13 protein-coding genes and 1 pseudogene are annotated in these 18,094 nt (G+C 60.2%); 9 read left to right on the plus strand and 5 right to left on the minus strand.

Annotated elements, in window-relative coordinates; all coding sequences use genetic code 11:
- Positions 1 to 214 precede the first annotated feature (214 nt).
- A complete protein-coding gene (locus ACOYXH_RS00200) occupies positions 215 to 580 on the minus strand; it encodes a DUF6124 family protein (protein ID WP_460410162.1) in 366 nt (121 codons plus the stop codon).
- A gap of 584 nt (positions 581 to 1,164) precedes the next feature.
- Entirely contained in the window at positions 1,165 to 2,181 is a 1,017-nt protein-coding gene (gliR, locus tag ACOYXH_RS00205; protein WP_095049682.1) for an AraC family transcriptional regulator GliR, read from the minus strand.
- 211 nt (positions 2,182 to 2,392) lie between these two features.
- Between gliR and ACOYXH_RS00210 the strand changes: the two genes are divergently transcribed.
- From ACOYXH_RS00210 to ACOYXH_RS00240, 7 genes are all read left to right on the plus strand, one after another.
- Positions 2,393 to 3,988 (plus strand): FAD-binding oxidoreductase, encoded by a 1,596-nt coding sequence (locus ACOYXH_RS00210; RefSeq protein ID WP_460410163.1) that lies wholly within the window; start codon positions 2,393 to 2,395, stop codon positions 3,986 to 3,988.
- Positions 3,989 to 3,993: 5 nt separating this feature from the next.
- Complete coding sequence (locus ACOYXH_RS00215; RefSeq protein ID WP_095126589.1) at positions 3,994 to 5,589, plus strand: glycerol-3-phosphate dehydrogenase/oxidase; 1,596 nt, start codon at positions 3,994 to 3,996, stop codon at positions 5,587 to 5,589.
- A 20-nt stretch (positions 5,590 to 5,609) separates the two neighbouring features.
- A complete protein-coding gene (locus tag ACOYXH_RS00220; protein WP_460410164.1) occupies positions 5,610 to 7,178 on the plus strand; it encodes an FGGY-family carbohydrate kinase in 1,569 nt (522 codons plus the stop codon).
- A gap of 240 nt (positions 7,179 to 7,418) precedes the next feature.
- The gene (locus ACOYXH_RS00225; RefSeq protein WP_460067076.1) at positions 7,419 to 8,708 is read left to right on the plus strand and encodes a phospholipase; all 1,290 of its coding nucleotides are present in this window, start codon (positions 7,419 to 7,421) and stop codon (positions 8,706 to 8,708) included.
- 49 nt (positions 8,709 to 8,757) lie between these two features.
- Complete coding sequence (locus ACOYXH_RS00230; protein WP_095049687.1) at positions 8,758 to 10,716, plus strand: DUF1302 domain-containing protein; 1,959 nt, start codon at positions 8,758 to 8,760, stop codon at positions 10,714 to 10,716.
- 163 nt (positions 10,717 to 10,879) lie between these two features.
- A complete protein-coding gene (locus ACOYXH_RS00235) occupies positions 10,880 to 12,253 on the plus strand; it encodes a DUF1329 domain-containing protein (protein ID WP_095049688.1) in 1,374 nt (457 codons plus the stop codon).
- A 76-nt stretch (positions 12,254 to 12,329) separates the two neighbouring features.
- Positions 12,330 to 12,578 (plus strand): FitA-like ribbon-helix-helix domain-containing protein, encoded by a 249-nt coding sequence (locus tag ACOYXH_RS00240; RefSeq protein ID WP_095049689.1) that lies wholly within the window; start codon positions 12,330 to 12,332, stop codon positions 12,576 to 12,578.
- A gap of 297 nt (positions 12,579 to 12,875) precedes the next feature.
- Here ACOYXH_RS00240 and ACOYXH_RS00245 read toward each other — a convergent pair whose 3' ends face one another.
- Both ACOYXH_RS00245 and ACOYXH_RS00250 read right to left on the minus strand, forming a co-directional pair.
- The gene (locus tag ACOYXH_RS00245) at positions 12,876 to 13,739 is read right to left on the minus strand and encodes a methyl-accepting chemotaxis protein (RefSeq protein ID WP_371748303.1); all 864 of its coding nucleotides are present in this window, start codon (positions 13,737 to 13,739) and stop codon (positions 12,876 to 12,878) included.
- Positions 13,734 to 14,795 (minus strand): annotated as a pseudogene (locus ACOYXH_RS00250) (methyl-accepting chemotaxis protein); the annotation flags it as partial. The pseudogene ACOYXH_RS00250 and the gene ACOYXH_RS00245, both read right to left, overlap by 6 nt.
- A gap of 253 nt (positions 14,796 to 15,048) precedes the next feature.
- Between ACOYXH_RS00250 and pmrG the strand changes: the two are divergent.
- Positions 15,049 to 15,720 (plus strand): lipopolysaccharide core heptose(II)-phosphate phosphatase PmrG, encoded by a 672-nt coding sequence (pmrG, locus tag ACOYXH_RS00255; RefSeq protein ID WP_095126609.1) that lies wholly within the window; start codon positions 15,049 to 15,051, stop codon positions 15,718 to 15,720.
- Positions 15,717 to 16,532, plus strand: coding sequence for a phosphatase PAP2 family protein (locus ACOYXH_RS00260; protein WP_095126586.1), 816 nt, complete (start codon positions 15,717 to 15,719; stop codon positions 16,530 to 16,532). The genes pmrG and ACOYXH_RS00260 overlap by 4 nt, the downstream gene beginning before the upstream one ends.
- Before the next feature lie 67 nt (positions 16,533 to 16,599).
- Here the strand turns inward: ACOYXH_RS00260 and ACOYXH_RS00265 are convergent, their stop codons facing one another.
- Positions 16,600 to 18,078 carry an ArnT family glycosyltransferase gene (locus tag ACOYXH_RS00265; protein ID WP_460410165.1) on the minus strand — a complete coding sequence of 493 codons (1,479 nt, stop codon included), beginning with the start codon at positions 18,076 to 18,078 and terminating at the stop codon, positions 16,600 to 16,602.
- Positions 18,079 to 18,094: the final 16 nt, after the last annotated feature.

Genomic DNA, 18,094 nt, shown 5'->3' on the forward strand with positions numbered 1-18,094 from the left:
GGGGACCGACCGAGTTGTCTGGCGCTATACATCGACCTGAAAAATCTGCAGCGATTATGGATTCACAGCAGCACTTTCAGGTCGGCGTATCTAATCAAGATCCCCCGTTCGGCCCCCTCTCCCTCCGGGAGAGGGCTGGGGTGAGGGGGAAATGACACACCACAAAAAGAAGCCCGCCATCCAACCCTTCCAGTTGGGGTAGCGGGCTTTTTCGTTACTCGGTCGGCACTAACCTGTCCAACACGTGATTGACGGCCATTTCCGCCACCATCACCACTTGCGCAATACCCTGCAGTGTCTTGCGGTGTGTGCCTTCAACCTGCGCGGCATGGTTGTTGAGCATGACGGTCGCCGAGCCAAGAGTTTCGCTGGCGTCGGCCAGCAGGGATTCGGTGCCTGCCTCGGGGTTGGCCATGTACAGCGTGTTGGGGGAGTAGGGCGTTGCCATGAGGTCGGCGTTCGTCGGACCGAGGTAGTGGTCGAGCGCGCGCTCGGCGGCTTCGTGGAATTTCTTTGAATCGGGGGATTCGTAGGGGGAGGCCGGGTCGGTGACCGGCGGGTTTGGCGTTATCTTGAACATAGCTGTGTTCCCTTTGTTGAGCGGCAACCCTTTGGCTACTAAACGAAAGGGTGGCAGCTGTACGCAGGTTAGTAGACCGGGGAACTCAGCTAAAAGCCGGCGCGCCGAAGCGCCCTGCGTACAGCCACCATCAAGCTCAGGTACGCGAGTACCTGTGATGAATGTACGACCAGCAGAATTACCGCCGGGCTACTAAACCCGATCACTGGGAATCAGTGACGCAATCAAGTTACGCAGCATGCTCAGGGCGCACAAGCCGGCGGATTCTGGCTTAGGCGTAGGTTACGGCGCAAGGATTTGTGGGCTGTTTCGCGTAACGCTGAGTGTCTTTAAACACCTGTGGTGCGGGATGTTTATTGCGTTCAAGTATCGAAGATTTACCTGTAGGAATTCTGGGCTGCCACTGACGCCATCGCTGGCAAGCCAGCTCCCACAGGTTTATGTGCAAGCCATGGATTTTGTGGACGACTTGGGCACTATGGGAGCTGGCTTGCCAGCTCCCATAGGTTTATGTGCAAGTAATAGATTTTGTGGACGACTCGGACACTGTGGGAGCTGGCTTGCCAGCGATGGGGCCGGAATATTCACCCCCGATGCATCTGCCGAAACTCCCCCGGCGGCATCCCCCGCCGGCTCTTGAACGTGCGATGAAACGACCTCGGTTCGGTAAACCCCAGATACTGCGCAATGTCCTGAATCGGCAAGGTGCTATTGAGCAAATAATGCTCAGCCAGCTCCTGGCGCAAATCATCGAGAATCTGCTGATACGACGTCCCCGCCTGATGCAATTGCCGCTGCAACGTGCGCACGGAAACAGCGAGCTGTTCGGCGACCTGTTCTTTGCGCGGCAACCCCTCCTTGAGCAACTGCCGCAGGATGTTTTTCACCTGCTGCTCAAGCGACGCATCCTCCAGCGTCGCCATCAAGCCCAGCGCATGTTCTTCCAGCGTTCGCAGCAACTGCGCATCGGCCTGGCGCAACGGCAACTGCAAATACGCCAGCGGCACGACCAGTGCCGAATACGGCTGATCGAACAACACCGGGCAATCGAAAAACGCTTCATATTGCGCTGGTGTCGCTTCGGCCGGGCACGAATGTTCGAGCCAGACCCCGGCCGGCGACATCTGCGTGTCGGCGATCCAGCGCGCATAGTGCAGCCACGAACCGAGCACGTTTTCCACCAGATGCCGGCGGATTCGCGGGCGCTGATAACGGCAAGTCCAGATCAGATGCACATGGCCGTCCTGTACCTCGGCGCGGCTGACGCCCATGTCGCCGACCAGTTTCTCGAACGGCATGATCCGGCTCATCGCATCGCCCAACGTCGCGCAGTTCATGGTGATGTAACCGAGCACGCTCCACGAATTGGGCAGGACGAAATTCGCCGCGTTGAGCCCGAACAGCGGATCGCCCGAGTGTTCGCAGAAATAATCCAGCAAGCGTTCATGCGCTTCACCGGGCAAACGCAGGGTGTTGTCGCTCAACTGCTGCGCCTGCAAACCCGCTGCCGCCAACGCCGGCTCGATGGCCATGCCCAGTTGTTCGGCATGGCGCAGGTACTTGAGCAGTGGCGGAACCGAGGTGTAGCCGAGCGATTGCATGATCCCATTCCTTTGATCAACGGCAGCGGAGGCGGACGAAATAGCCTGAAAGGTAATTTGAAACCCCGACTAAAGTAAATGGCTGACGCTTGCGCGACGTTTGACTCAATTGGCTACACGAACTGGCCGGATGCGACCGTGACACTTGGCGGCCGCTGGCTAGTATGGAGGCCTGAAATATCACTGATCTGACGGCAAGAAGGACACACGCATGCGACGCTGGAACGGCTGGGGAGATGCAACCACGGTGGTCGAACTGCCGGCCCAGGGCGCGGAGTTTCTTCATGAGCGCCTGGGCGAGGGGTGCGCGCTGCCCGATGCGACGCTAGAGGCGGCGCTGGCGCGTGTGCCGAATTCGCGGTTGCAGGCGCACACTTTGTACAGCGTCGATGCCCATGACCGTTTACTGCATGCGCGGGGACAAAGCCTGCCGGACTGGCTGGCGTTGCGCGAAGGTGCGCTGGGTAATTATCCGGATGCGGTGGCGTTTCCCGAGACTGCTGAGCACATTCGCCAATTGCTGGCGCTCGCCCATGAACAGGACTTGTGCCTGATCCCCTATGGCGGCGGCACATCGGTGGCCGGCCACATCAATCCGCCGGATTCGGCGCGGCCAGTGGTGACGGTGTCGCTGGCGCGGATGAATCGCCTGATCGACCTCGATGAACAGAGCCTGCTGGCGACGTTCGGCCCCGGCGCGAGTGGGCCGCAGGTCGAAAGTCAGTTGCGTGCGAAAGGCTACACGCTGGGGCATTTTCCGCAGTCGTGGGAGCTGTCGACGCTGGGCGGTTGGGTCGCCAGCCGCTCAAGCGGTCAGCAGTCGTTGCGCTATGGCCGGATCGAGCAGTTATTCGCTGGCGGAACGCTGGAAACCTTCGCCGGGCCGATGCATATTTCAACCTTTCCGGCCTCTGCCGCCGGGCCTGATCTGCGCGAAGTGGTGCTGGGTTGCGAGGGCCGTTTCGGGATCATTTCCGAGGTCCAGGTGCGGGTCAGTGCGCTGCCTGCCGATGAGCGTTTCTACGGTGTATTTCTGCCCTCTTGGACCAAGGCACTGCAAGCCATCCGCCAATTGGCTCAGGCGCGCGTACCGCTGTCGATGCTGCGCCTGTCCAACGCCGTGGAAACCGAAACGCAACTGGCGCTGGCCGGTCATCCGCAACAAATCGCCTGGCTGGAAAAGTACCTGAAGCTAAGGGGGGCAGCAGAGGGCAAGTGCCTGCTGACCTTCGGCGTCACCGGCAATCGCCGACAAAACGCATTGTCGCTAAAACAGGCGCGCCAACATCTGAAAGCATTCGGCGGCGTGTTCACCGGCACCTTGCTCGGCAAGAAGTGGGCACAAAACCGCTTCCGTTTTCCTTACCTGCGCGAGAACCTCTGGAACGCCGGTTACGTGGTCGACACCCTCGAAACCGCTACCGACTGGAGCAACGTCGACCACCTGCTGAACCTCATCGAAAACAGCCTGCGCGATGCCCTGGCCGCCGAAGGCGAGCGAGTGCACGTGTTCACCCACCTGTCCCACGTCTACGGCGAAGGTTCGAGCATCTACACCACTTACGTGTTTCGCCCAGCAGCGGATTACCCCGCGACGCTGGCACGCTGGAAAGCGCTGAAACACGTGGCCAGCCAGACCATCGTCGACAACCACGGCACCATCAGTCACCAGCACGGTGTCGGCAAGGATCACGCGCCGTACCTGCTGCGCGAGAAGGGCGCATTGGCGATGGACACCTTACAGGCGCTGAGCAAGCACTTCGATCCGGCCGGGCGCCTCAACCCCGGCACGCTGCTGCCGGAGTGACGGCCATGAGTCAGGACTGGAACGCTGCGTGGCGCCAGCAGATTCTGCCGACGCTGGCCGAGGAAACCTGGGATCTGATCGTCATCGGCGGCGGTATCAGCGGCGCCGGCATCCTGCGTGAAGCGGCGCGTCGAGGCTGGCGCTGTCTGCTGCTGGAACAACGCGATTTCGCCTGGGGCACCTCAAGTCGATCGTCGAAAATGGTCCACGGCGGTTTGCGTTACATCGCCAAGGGCCAGTGGCGCCTGACCCGCGATTCGGTGCGCGAACGTCAGCGCTTGCTCGACGAAGCGCCGGGGCTGGTCGAGCCGATGAGTTTCCTGATGCCGCACTATCGCGGCGGCTTTCCCGGGCCTCGTGTACTGGGCGGTTTGCTGAGCGTGTACGACGCCTTGGCGGGACGGCGCAGCCATCGCTTTCATGATGCGCAACAACTGCGTTATCTGGCGCCGGGCGTGAGGGAAAACGACTTGCTCGGTGGCACCTGTTTTGTCGATGCGCTGACCGATGATGCGCGGTTGGTGATGCGTGTGTTGAGCGAAGCGCGGGCCGATGGCGCTGTCGTGGTCAATGGCGTGCGCGTCGAACAACTGCTACGTGAAAACGGCCGAGTGTGTGGCGTTCAGGTCGAGGATTGCGAGGCCGGTTCGTCACTGCAATTGCGCTGCGGCGTGCTCGCGGTGGCTACCGGCGCCTGGGCTGAACGCTTGCGCCCGGCAGCGGCGCCACGGCAATTGCGGCCGTTGCGGGGTAGTCATCTGTTACTGCCAGGTTGGCGTTTGCCGGTGGCGCAGGCGTTCACTTTCATGCATGAGCGCGACCGGCGTCCGGTGTTCGTTTTCCCGTGGGAAGGCGCGACGGTGGTCGGCACCACGGACCTCGATCATCGTGAGGATCTCGATCAGAGCGCGAGCATCAGCGGCGAAGAACTCGACTATCTGCTGGCGGCTTGCACGCAACAGTTTCCCGGAGCGCAAGTGAACGCTTCGGACGTGCTGTCGACATGGTCGGGCGTACGTCCGGTAGTCGGCAGTGCGGCGGGCAATCATCAAGACAAACCGTCGAACGAAACCCGCGAGCATGTGCTGTGGCAGGAGCCCGGTTGCGTGACCCTGGCTGGCGGCAAACTGACCACGTTTCGCCCGCAAGCCATCGAAGTGCTTAAGGCCTGCGCGGCGATGCTCGAGCGTCCTTTCGTTGACGACGCCGCGCCAGTGTTTGCCGCTGTGCCTGCGCTGGCGATCCCTGAATTGAGCAACCATCAGTGGCGACGCCTGGCCGGACGGCATGGCCGCGACCTGCCGAGGCTGGCGCAACTGATCAAAGAAGTCAGCCACGAAACGGTCGATGCTACGGACACGTTGTGGGCAGAACTGGCCTTCGCCTGCGAAGCGGAAATGGTCTTGCACCTCGACGATCTGCTGCTGCGCCGCACGCGTCTGGGCCTGCTGTTGCCGCGCGGTGGCGAAGACTATTTTGTCGCCATCCGCCAACTCTGCCAGCCTCGACTGGGCTGGAGCGACGAACACTGGCAGCAGGAAGAACAGCGTTATCGGGCGTTGTGGCAACGCCATCACGGTTTGCCGGATGCCACGCCTTGATGCCCCCAGAAGAGAGCTCCATGGATAACCACCCGAACAAGCGTTACCTGCTGGCCATCGACAACGGCACCCAGAGCGTGCGCGCGCTGCTCTTCGATTTGCAGGGCAATCTGCTCGGCAAAGGCAAGGTCGAGTTGCAGGCGTATTACTCGACGCAGCCGGGTTGGGCCGAGCAGGATCCGGAGTATTACTGGGCGAAATTGGGGGAGGCGTGCCAGCAAGTCTGGGCGCAGACCGGCATCGACCGTTCGCAGATTGCCGGCGTTTCCCTGACCACGCAGCGCGGTACGGTGATTAACGTCGATGCCGAGGGCAAGCCATTGCGTCCGGCGATTCTGTGGCTCGATCAACGGCAGAGCGAGGTCGAGGGCGGGATCAAAGGGCCGTGGGGCTGGCTGTTCAAACTGGTCGGCGCGCAAGCGACTGTGGATTATTTTCGCGCCCAGGCCGAGGCGAACTGGATCGCTCAGCATCAGCCGGAAGTCTGGGCGGCAACAGACAAGTTTTTGCTGTTGTCCGGGTTTCTCACCCATCGATTGTGCGGACGTTTTGTCGACTCGATCGGCTGTTGCGTTGGCTACCTGCCGTTCGATTTCAAACGGCTGAAATGGGCCGCACCGAGTGACTGGAAATGGCAGGCGTTGGCGGTACGTCCCGAGCAACTACCAACCCTGCACAAACCCGGTGAAACCCTCGGCTACATCACCGCTGAAGCCGCTCGCCATACGGGTATTCCCGAAGGCTTGCCGCTGATTGCTGCGGGGGCTGACAAGGCCTGTGAAGTGGTCGGGTCCGGCGTGGTCGATGCGAGCACGGTGTGCTTGTCCTACGGCACCACGGCGACGATCACCAGCACCCGCTCGCGCTATCTGGAAATCGTCCCGTTGATCCCACCATATCCATCGGCGGTGCCGGATCAGTACAACTGCGAGGTGATGATTTATCGCGGTTACTGGATGGTCAGTTGGTTCAAGAACGAGTTCGGTTTGCGCGAGATGCAGCAGGCCAAAGAGCAGGGTATCGAGCCTGAGCAGTTGTTCGATGCACTGGTTGAGGCGGTGCCGCCGGGCTCGATGGGCCTGATGCTGCAACCGTATTGGTCGCCGGGGATTCGTGAGCCGGGTGTCGAGGCGAAAGGCGCGATGATCGGCTTCGGCGATGTGCACACCCGTGCGCATATTTATCGGGCGATTCTGGAAGGGCTGGCGTATGCGTTGCGCCAGGGCATGGAGAATATCGAGCGGCGTTCGAAGGTCTCGATCAAGCGGTTGCGCGTGGCCGGTGGCGGCTCGCAGAGTGATGCGGCGATGCAGCTCACGGCGAACATTTTCGGCCTGCCTGCGGAGCGTCCGCATGTGTATGAGGCGTCCGGTCTGGGCGCGGCGATTTGTTGTGCGGTGGGGTTGGGGCTGCATGCGGATTTCCCTACGGCGATCGCTTCAATGACCAGAGTAGGGGCTGTCTTCACCCCACAACCCGATGCGCAAAAAATCTACGAGCAACTGTACAAAGAGGTCTACCTGCGCATGTATCGCCAACTCAAACCGCTGTATCAGAGCATCCGCAAAATCACCGGCTATCCCGCCTGAAAGAACACCACAAATCCCCTGTAGGAGTGAGCCTGCTCGCGATAGCGGTGTGTCAGCCAACATCTATTTGACTGACACACCGCTATCGCGAGCAGGCTCACTCCTACAGGGGCGGTGGTGTTTTTGATATCGGGTAATTGGCGCCATCGGAGACTTTTTCTGGTGAGATCGGACAGTGTCAGCGGCGGGGTCGGTTGTTAGGCTCATCCCCCACGGCACCGCCAATAAGAACGAAAAACAATGAAGCTGACCTTCCTCCTGTTGCTGCTTTGTGCAACCGCCCCGAGCGCCTGGGGCTGGTCGAACCATACGGTCGGCAGCTATCTGGCGTTGCAGGATCTGCCGGCGTTGCGCGATGCGCCAGCGGTCGAAGTCGAGCCACTGGAGCGGTTTCTCAGCGAGCAATACCCGGCCGTGCTGGCGCTGTTGGAGCAACAGGAAACCTTCGCCCGTGCGCACTTCGCACAATACCCACCACGCCCCGATAATCTGAAATTGCCAGCGGTGCCAAGTGACAATCTGCGCCACGACTTTCTCACGGCACTGCGCATCAACCCCGAGATTAATCTGGCGATGGTCATCCAGCCATTACCCGGTAAAGACCTCCCCGAACGTGAACATCTGCAGGCCAATCAAGTCATGGTCGAGCAGACCCTGTCACCGTGGAATCGCCAGCGTTTCATCGTTATCGCCGAGCACGAAAAGGTCGCGCCCCTCGCCGTGCTCGCCAGCGCTGCTGATGAGCCGGATTACGGCCACGACATCAATCTGTTCAGCGACAACCCTGGCGACGTCGGCGCGCTCTACGGCTTCGGCCCGCAACCGTTCGGCGATGCGCGTTTCCAGTACAGCTCGCAGGCGCCGTTTCATATGGGCTTCTTCCACGAAAGCGCGGTGGTGTATGCGGCTGCCGGTTTCCTCGAACGCAGCTGGCCGGACTGGCGCGCGTATCAGTACATGGGCCTGGCGCGACTGGCGTTTGCCAGCGGTCATCGGTATTGGGGGTATCGCTTTCTCGGCTGGGGACTGCACCACATTCAGGACCTGACCCAGCCGTATCACGCCAAACCATTGCCGGGCGTCAACCTTGCCAATCTTCTTCTGCTGGAAGGCAAGGCAATCGCCGGTTTCGCCGCCGACAAACAAGCCTCCATCGAGCGCGTCGCGACCCGGCACATGGAAGTGGAGAAATATCAGTCGACCTGGCTGCGCCGCGTGCTGCATGCCGGTCAGCCGCATCCGATGCTCGCGGCTTACGCCGATGTGGCTCAGGACAAAAGCTACCCGCCGTACTCGGTCGACTACCTGCGCGAAGTGGTCAGCGCCGAAGCCGTCAACGACTCCGCCGCCTTCGACGAAGCCATCGGCCAGTGGCTGGAAACGGCGCCCGTCAGCAGTGATTTCAGCAGCGGCAATCAGCTGCAACGCGAAGACTTCGACCACCCGGCACTCAACCAGCAGTTGTTCAGGTTGCTCGGACATTTCGGCGCTCACAGCCGGATTTACGTCAGCGCGGGTTTGGCGCCGTAGTGCGCCGCAACGCACACCACAACAATAAAAAACAGGCAAGGAGGAACAGATGATCAACACTCGATTGCGCCTGACGGGCGCCGCGCTCCCCGGTGTCGGCCTGGCAGGGCTGCTGCAGTTGTGCGCAGTCGATGCGGCGCACGCGGTGGAGTTCAGCCTGATGGACAAACAGGTCACCGGCTCCCTCGACACGACCTTGTCTTACGGTCGTTTGTGGCGGGTGCAGGGCCGCGACAAGACTAACGATGACGTCAACACCAACGACGGCAATCGCAACTTCGATACCGGGCTGGTTTCCGAGGTGTACAAGATCACCTCCGAGCTTGAGGCCAACTATCAGAACTACGGCGTGTTCGTGCGCGGCACCGCGTTCTACGACACGCAACTGATGGACAAGCGCAACGACTACTACGACAACAACAGCCCCTCGCAACCGAGCCAGAGCTACCCGCAGGACAACCATTTCACCAGCCAGACTCGCGACATCGCCGGCAGCCGCATCGAGATGCTCGACGCCTACGTGCACGGCAGCTGGGACGTCGCGCAGATGCCGGTGACAGCGCGCGTCGGTCGGCAGGTATTCAACTGGGGCGAGGGGATTTTCTATCGCGGCGGGATCAACACCACCAACCCGGTGGATGCCGCCAAGTACCGCTTGCCCGGCGCCGAAGTCAAGGAAGTGCTGGTGCCGGTCGAGGCGCTGAGCTTCAACATCGGCCTGACCGACTCGCTGACCATGGAGAGTTTCTACCAGACCAACTGGAAGGAAACCCGCATCGACCCGGTCGGCACCTTCTACTCGCAGACTGACCTGTTCGCCGACGGTGGCAACACCGGTTACAACAACTTCAGTGGCACGGCGCTCGACACGCCGGTTCCGGGGTTTGGCAACGTCATCGGTTTGTACAGCGCGCTGGGTAACAACCCGTTGCTCAACTCCGCCCTGCAAACCACAGGCCTGTACGCCAACGGCGTGACACCGGCCTACGGCAACACACTGAAAGTGGCGAGCATCGGCAAGGACTACAACGCCCGCAACGATGGCCAGTTCGGTTTTGCCTTTCGCTACATCGCCGAGCAGCTCAATAGCACCGAGTTCGGGTTGTACATGGTCAATTACCACGCCAAGGAACCGACCATCGCGGCGGATCTGGGCGGGTATAAAGGCATCGACATGGATGCGCTGACCAACCTGTTGTCCGGCGTTGCGGGCAGTCAGGCCGGGGCGCTGGCCAATGGGTTGGCGACTGCCGACGTGATGGGCAATATCCAGGCGCATCGGCGTTATGCCGAAGACATCCGCATGTACGGTTTCAGCTTCAACACCACATTGGGCGAGGCGTCGGTGTTTGGTGAAATTGCTTATCGGCCGAATCTGCCGATCGGCGTTGCGGCGACCAACGATTTGATTGGCGACCTGGCCAACGGCGCGGCGGCGGCAGTGACGGGCAAGTCGATCAACGTCGGCGGGCAGATGGTCACCCTCGACAGCCAGATCAATAACGCCGAGCGCGTCGAAGCGTTCAACACCTCGCTGGGGACCATCTACAACTTCGGCCCCACGGCTTCGTTCGACTCGCTGTTCGGCATCTTCGAACTGGCCTCCGAACACCTGCGCGGCAGCAGTCTGCAGTACACCGCATATGACGGCAGCCGTCGCTTCTACGCCGGCACCGGTAACTATTCCTATGTGTCTGGCGGTGATCGCGACGATCAGGTCAACCGCAATTCCTACAGCTACACGGCGATGCTCAACGGCACCTGGAACGATGTGTACGCCGGGGTCAACGTCTCGCCGTACATCGTTTACAAGGACGACTTCGAGGGCAACAGCTATCAGGCCGGCAACACCATCGAAGGTCGCAAGGCTTACACGCTGGGGATCAAGGCCAACTACCAGAACAAGCTCGAAGCCGAACTGCAATACACCGAGTTCTATGGCGGCGGGCAAAACAACGGCATTCGCGACCGCGACAACGTCGGGTTCAACCTCAAGTATTTCCTTTGATATCCAGAACACAGGCGCACCCCCTGTAGGAGTGAGCCTGCTCGCGATAGCGGATTTTCAGTCGCTGTAGATGTTGTCTGACACACCGCTATCGCGAGCAGGCTCACTCCTACAGGGGATCTACGGTGATTTGCAGACCTCACTCCCGTTTCGGAGATCGATTATGTTTCACACTTCAAGATTGACCAAAGCTTCGCTAGGGCTTGTGTTGGGCCTTGCCGCCAGCACCGCTCTGGCCGCCATCACCCCACAACAAGCCGAACAACTGAAAACCACCCTGACCCCCATGGGCGCCGAGCGTGCCGGCAACGCCGCCGGCACCATCCCCGCGTGGACCGGCGGCATCACCCAAGCCCCGGCCGGCTACAAACCCGGCCAGCACCACCCCGATCCCTACGCGGCGGACAAACCGCTGTTCACCATCACCAAAGCCAATCTCGACCAGTACAAAGCCCACCTCAGCCCCGGTCAGATCGCGCTGTTCAACAGCTACCCCGACACTTTCCAGATGCCGATCTATCCATCCCGGCGATCCGGCTCAGCGCCGCAATGGCTGTACGACAACACCCTCAAGAATGCGACCTCGGCCAAATTGCTCGAAGGCGGCAGCGGCTTCTCCGATGCTTACGGCGGCGTGCCGTTCCCGGTGCCCAAGGACGGCGTTGAAGTGTTGTGGAACCACATCACTCGCTATCGCGGTATCTACGTCGTGCGCCGCGCCTCCGAAGCGCCGGTCCAGCGCAACGGCAGTTTCGCGCTGGTGACCTCGCAGCAGGAAGCGCTGTTCAATTACTACCGCCCGAACGGCCAGTTCGCCGACCTGAAGAACATCCTGTTCTACTACCTCGCCTTCGTGAAAAGCCCCGCACGATTGGCCGGCGGTGCCGCACTGGTGCACGAAACCCTCGACCAACTCAAAGACGCACGCCAAGCCTGGATCTACGACGCCGGCCAACGCCGCGTGCGCCGCGCACCGAACCTCGCCTACGACACGCCGATCGCGTCCTCCGATGGACTGCGCACCGCCGACGACACCGACCTGTTCAACGGCTCACCGGACCGCTACGAGTGGAAGCTCAAGGGCAAACAGGAAATCTACATCCCCTACAACAACTACAAAGTCGCCAGCCCCGAGGTGAAATACGCGCAACTGCTCACCCCGGGCCACCTCAACCCGCAATACACCCGCTATGAACTGCACCGCGTGTGGGTGGTGGAAGGCAACCTGAAACCGGGCTCGCGGCACATCTACTCCAAACGCGTGCTGTTCCTCGATGAGGATAGCTGGGGCGCGGCACTGGTCGATCAGTACGATGGGCGAGGGGAGTTGTGGCGCGTATCGATGGCCTACCTGAAAAACTTCTACGACCTGCCGACCACGTGGAGTGCGCTGGATGTTTTCCACGATTTGCAGGCGCGTCGTTACTACGTGCAGAACCTTGATAACGAAGAAGCGGAGACGGTGGATTTCGCGCAGCCGGTGCCGGAGGATGCTTACTTCATGCCGTCGGCGTTGCGGCAGCGGGGTACGCGGTAAGTGATTGCGCTGGCTGTTCTTGGGCGGATGGATGTTAGTCTCGATCAATGATTTTTAGTTGATAGCAGGAGTCATCATGGCCAGCATCACAATTCGAAATATTGATGGTCCGCTCATGGATCAGTTACGGATTAACGCGGCCCGGAACGGAAATTCCATCGAGGAAGAAGCTCGCATGATTCTGGGGCGAGCATTGATTAGAAGGGATAGCGCTGGAGGCTTGGGTAGCCGGATTCGCCAGCGCTTTTCCTCGGTCGGAGGGATCGACCTTGGTTTGCCTTCACGGCAGGAAAAAGCCAGGGTTATGGATTTTCCAGATTGCTGATGCTCGAAATGCGCACGCGCTGAAGAATACCTTCATGTAGGAGCTGCCGAAGGCTGCGATCTTTTGATCTGGCTTCTGATTTGTTCAAAAGCGAAGATCAAAAGATCGCAGCCTGCGGCAGCTCCTACATTAGGCGGAGTTTTTTTCCGGGACATCGGGGTGATGGGGCGGACGCAATCGCGAGCAGGCTCACTCCTACATGGGAATTGGCGTCGCCCACATAATCTGTGATCGACGCGTTACCTGTAGGCCTTCGCCTGCTCGCGATTCGGTTGTAGCTTCAGCGCGAAATCAGGATCAAACGCGGAAGTGGCTGACCATCTGCTGCAACTGACCACCCAGACGCGCCAGTTCAACACTCGACGCTGCCGTCTCATCACTCGCCGCTGCGGTCTGTTCCGACACGTCGCGTACGTTGATGATGCTGCGGCTGATCTCTTCAGCCACGGCGCTCTGCTGTTCGGCAGCAGCAGCGATCTGCTGGTTCATCGACTGGATGTTTGACACCGTACGGGTGATGTTTTCCAGCGATGCGCCAGCCTTGCGCGTCAGGGCCACGCTGCTGTCGGTCAGGGCGCGGCTGTTGCTCATCACCGCCGAGACTTGCTGGGTGCCGTTCTGCAGACCGGCGACCAGGCCTTCGATTTCTTCGGTGGATTTCTGCGTACGCTGAGCCAGACCACGAACTTCATCAGCGACCACGGCAAAACCACGACCGGCTTCACCGGCACGCGCGGCTTCGATCGCGGCGTTGAGCGCGAGCAGGTTGGTCTGTTCGGCCACGGCTTTGATCACGTCCATGACGCTGCCGATCTTGTCGCTTTCCTGTTGCAGCACGCTCATCGCTTCGGTCGAACGCACCACTTCGCTGGCCAGACGTTCGATCTGGGCGATGGCTTCGTTGACGACTTTGTCGCCTTCACGGGCTTCGCCGTCAGCGGCGGCAGCGGCTTGTGAGGCTTCTTCGGCGTTGCGCGCGACTTCCTGCACGGTGGCGGTCATTTCGTGCATCGCGGTGGCGACCTGATCGGTCTCGACTTTCTGGCTGTTCACACCGGCGCTGGTCTGCTCGGTCACAGCGGACAGTTCTTCGGCGGCGCTGGCGATCTGGGTGACGCCGTCGCGGATACCGCTGATCAAGTCACGCAGGGTCACGCCCATGCGTGCGATGCCTTGTTGCAGCACGCCGAGTTCGTCGCGGCGGGTGACGGTGACGTTCTGGGTCAGGTCGCCGCTGGCGATGCGCTCGACCACGGCCAGGGTTTCTTGCAGCGGACGGGTGATCTGACGGGTGATGATTACCGCAGCAATCACGCCGACCAACAGCGCCAGCAGGGTGCTGATCAACTGGAAGGTGCGCGCCTGGGCACTTTCGATGTCGCGACGGTCGAGTTGGATCTGATACAGCTGCTCGCTCGTGGTAACGATGGCGGCGCCCTGATCGGTCATTTCTTTGCGCGCCTGCACCGCATCGGTGTTGGCGTTTTTGTACGCCATCAATGCGCTGCGATAGTTGACCAGTGCGGTTTCTAGCTGACGCAGGGCGTCTTGCTGCGAGTCAGCAAAATGCACGTTCAGTTGCTTGAGGCTGGCAATGGCGGCGTCGATCTGGCGGACGGCTTTCTGCTCGGTTTCGGCGTTGCTGGTGGCGGTGTAGCCGCGCACTTCGTAGCGCGCGAGGATGAACGCTTCCTTGGCGGCGGTGATCGCCTGGAACTGTTCGAAACGCTGCTCGCTCATGTCCATCTGCTGCACGCGTTTGCTGATCGATTCGATCTGGTTGTACGCGGTCTCGGCACTCACGCTCATGCTGTCGCGCGCGCTGTTGCCGGTGCGATAGGCGTTGCGCATTTTGTTCAGCGAGGTCTGGTATTCAGCGATGGTCGCTGCCTGCTCTTTGAGCAGTTTGACGTTTTCCGGGCTCTTGAAGCTGTTGATCAGCTTCTGTTGCTGCGCGGCGAAGCTTTCGAGGGTGGTTTGCACATTCTGTGCGGCGGTTTCATCGCCATTGGTCAGCATGTATTGCAGGCGCACCACGCGCAGTTTGGTCAAACCGGCATTGAGCTGGGTGATGTCACTCATCCAGTTGCTGCGGTCGATCAGGCCACCGAGGCTGGTCCAGCCCGTCAGGGCCAGCACGCAGGTCAGGGCCAGCACGAGGCCGAAGCCCAGGCCCAGTTTCATGTTCACGCTGATGTTGCCGAACCAGCTATTCATCAAAAATCCTCCAGAAACGTTGGGTTTCTTGTCGTCGGTTAGGCTGGAAGATTGTTGTTTTTTTGAGCCAGCAAGGGTGTTAGCAGGACTGTATCGGCCGCATTTCCCAGAGCTGAAAGGATTTTGTCCTACGGAATTTGTAACACCGGATCCCAAGACTTTTTTCACATGGGTTTCACTGGCTGCCCACGCGCGCCTCTGTACCTTCGCCGCATCGAATGAACCCGAGATGCACAGTGGCGAGGCGGTTTTTGTGGAATTGAGACTGAGTCTGTTCGGCGTCAAACGCTCGATCGATCTGAGCTTTTTAGCGCGTTTTCGCAACACTTGGGTGGTGTTGGCGGCATCAGTGTTGGTGATCCCGCTGACTCTGTGGTTGCTGGCGCCGGCGGCGGTGCCGGACCTGGCCCACGGCAATGTCGCCGGTGCGCAAGCGTTGGCGACAGGTTGGGCTAAGGGCGAGATGATCGTGCTGGTGCGTCATGTCGAGCGCTGCGATCACTCCAAAGCTGCCTGCCTGAGTGGCAATGACGGTATTACCGATCGCTCGCGCAGTGTCGCGGTGGCGGTTGGTGCCGGGTTCGAACAACTGGGCCTGAACAACGCCGACATCTACAACAGCCCGTCTATGCGCACGGTGCAGACGGCCGGCTACATGTTCAATCATGCCGCCAGCGGTGACGACTGGTTGATCAACTGCCGGGGGCGCATGTTGCAGGATGCGCTCGCCCACAAGATCCCGGGGCGCAACCTGATTCTGGTGACCCACAGCGAGTGCATGGCGCAAATCGAGAAAGACCTCAACGTACCGACTTCGAGCGCGGGTTATGGCTCGTCGTTGTTTGTCTCCGCTGCCAGCCCGGCGGCTCCCAAGATGCTCGGCTTTATTGAAGCCTCCGACTGGCGCACGGTGAATACCCGATGAAATCCCGCTTCTACGCTTACAACTTTGGTATTCCGCTCGCTTGTGCGGCGCTGGTGTTCCTGATGTTCGACATGACCAAAATCGACATCGCCTTCAGTAACCTGCTGTTCGATCCGCTGACCCAGACCTTCCCGCTCGACAAAATCCACTTCTTTGAAAAACTCACCCATAAATGGGCGCGGATCATTCCCAACTGGACGGCGGAAATCGCCCTGATCGGCGCGCTGCTATCGGTGCTCTGGCCGTTGGTCAATCCGTACAAACGTCCGCGACTCGGCGCAATGCTGGAGCGCAGCAAAGTCGCGCCAGTGCTGCGATTTGCCGCTGATCACCGTAGGGATTTTCTGTTTGTGGTGGTCGCATTTGCCGTTTGCACCGGGGTGATTCACTTCCTCAAATCCCACACCAGCGTTTACTGCCCGATCGAGACCACGCTGTACGGCGGCAAAATGGCTCACGTTGAGTGGTACAGCAATTTTCAACTGTTCCATGAAGCGGGTAGTGGCCGGTGCTGGCCGGGTGGCCATGCGTCGGGCGGCTTCACCATGCTGGCGCTGTATTTCGTGGCGAGACGTTATCAATGGCGTTTTTCCAGTGCCATCTTGTGGGGTTCGCTGCTGCTGGGATTGGTTTACGGCACCACCCGCGTCCTGCAGGGCTGGCATTACATGTCCCACACGTTTTGGGCCGGAATCTTTGTCTGGCTGGCGTGTTTGCTGACAGCGTTGGCGTTCTATGGGCGGGCTCGGCTGGATTTGCCAGTGCTGGGCAAGCGTGAGCAGAAAGCTTTCAGTGCTGAGGTCTCTCTCTGAACCCGTTCGGATCAAATGAAAAACCCGCCAATCATCGGCGGGTTTTTTTATGGGGCTGCGCAGGCCCTCAATAGCCGACGAAGTAATACGGTTGTCGTCCGACTATCATGGTCTTGAGCACTTTCAATGGGGCTGCGGGTTCGCTGTCGCCGGCCATCACCGCGACATGCGAGGGTGATGCCGCGAGAAAATCTCGTAACTGCGCTTCGGTATCCAGGCCTTTGAGTACTTGCTGGGTATAGAAGACCGTGGCGCCACCGACCCGCTCATTGGCCTGAAACAGCGCGACTTGGTGCCCGGCGGTTTGCAGCGATTGAATCTCTGCACTCAACGGCAGGAACGAAAGCTTTTTGTCGGCATGAGGCAACGCCCACTGCGCGGCGGCGAGGTAACTGCCGATCACCAGCGTGAGCACACCGACTACCAGTGTCTGACGCTGCCGGGCAATTCGGCCTACGAATCCATTACCGGATTCATACTGCTTCAAGCGCTCGAACAGCACGCCTGCATACTCCGCTGCGATCACCGCGGCGGCCGGTGTCATCGACATCAGGTACACCGTGCGTTTGCTCGACGCCAACGTCAGCATGATGAACTGCGCCACGATCCACAGGCTGAAAAACAGCAGGTAACGATTGGCCTTCAGGTGTTTGCGGAAATGCCAGAGCCCCAGGTACACCAGAATATTCCACGGCAGAAAGGCTTCCGGCAGTTTGGCGAGGTAGTAGTAGAACGGTTCGTAGTGCCCGGCCTCGACGAACGAACCGCTGAAGCGCCCGACGCTGTTGGTCAGCAGCACTTCTCTGACGGCCTGTGCGCCGCCGTGCTGGAAGAGGATGACGAGCCAGATCAGCAGCGGAATCAAACCGAGCAGGGTCAGGAAACCCGGTCGCAGCCAGTCAGCGATTTTCAGTCGTTTGTCCATCAGGTTGTCGGCCAGCAGATAGGCAAAAATCACCACTCCCGGCATGGCCAGCCCCAGCACACCTTTGCTCAACGTGGCGATGGCGATCCCGACGACAAACAGCAGCGAGTTGCCCAGAGTCGATGCCCGCTGCGCCTGATAAAAGGCCAGCAGCGCGGTGGTCACGCCGAGTGCGAGCAGCGCATCCTCACCGACGCCGCGCACATTGCTCCAATAACTGGCCATGGTCGCGAGCAGAATGCCTGCGGTCCAGGCAATCATTTTCGGTCGCTCGAAACGCCGTAACATGCCGTACAGCAGCATCACACTGAGCAAACCGGCAACGGCCGACGCCAGCCGCACGGCCCACGGTGAAACACCGAACACGCGCATGGCGCCAGCATCCAGCCACAGGCTCAGCGGTGGTTTTTCCAGAAACGGTTCGCCGAACAACCGAGGCGTCACCCAGTCGTCGTCCAAGTGCATCTCCATGGCGATACCGGCGACGCGGGCCTCAGTGGAGCCTTGCAATTGGTGGCCACCCAGCGCGAAGAAAAACAGCAGGGCGGCAAGCAGAAACAGCGAAGTGGCGGCACGCGACATAGGTTTCAGGCAACCGGAAGGGGCGGGAGGCCTGAGCATACGACGGCAATCCTTA

This window comes from Pseudomonas sp. Mb7, assembly GCF_054790525.1.